This window comes from Bartonella sp. AP58NXGY (assembly GCF_042195785.1).
Taxonomy (GTDB): domain Bacteria; phylum Pseudomonadota; class Alphaproteobacteria; order Rhizobiales; family Rhizobiaceae; genus Bartonella.
The window spans coordinates 1-243 of record NZ_JBHIOY010000400.1; the positions used below are offsets into that span (position 1 = coordinate 1).

The 243-nt window shown below is 39.5% G+C and carries 1 protein-coding gene; it reads right to left on the reverse strand.

What is annotated here, in order from left to right; genetic code table 11:
• A partial coding sequence (locus tag ACFINC_RS11660) for a hypothetical protein (protein ID WP_375617301.1) occupies positions 1-243 on the reverse strand: 243 nt, incomplete at both ends.

Consider the following 243-nt stretch of genomic DNA (forward strand, 5'->3'; position numbering starts at 1 on the left):
AAACAAACTTTTCCTTCACAATCTTTTATCCATACGGGCTCTTGAATAAGATCAAGGAGATTACGCTGCATTCTAAGTTCAGTAAGAAGGCGAGCAATATCTTTTTGTAAACGAGCATTTTCGCTCTGCTGTTTTGAGATATCTTGAAAACGAGCGATAGCGACTGTCCCTGCAATAACCCCTGTAACTTGTAGCAGCACATGATTTGTGGTGGTGATAGAAAGTTCAAAAGGGTGACATTTA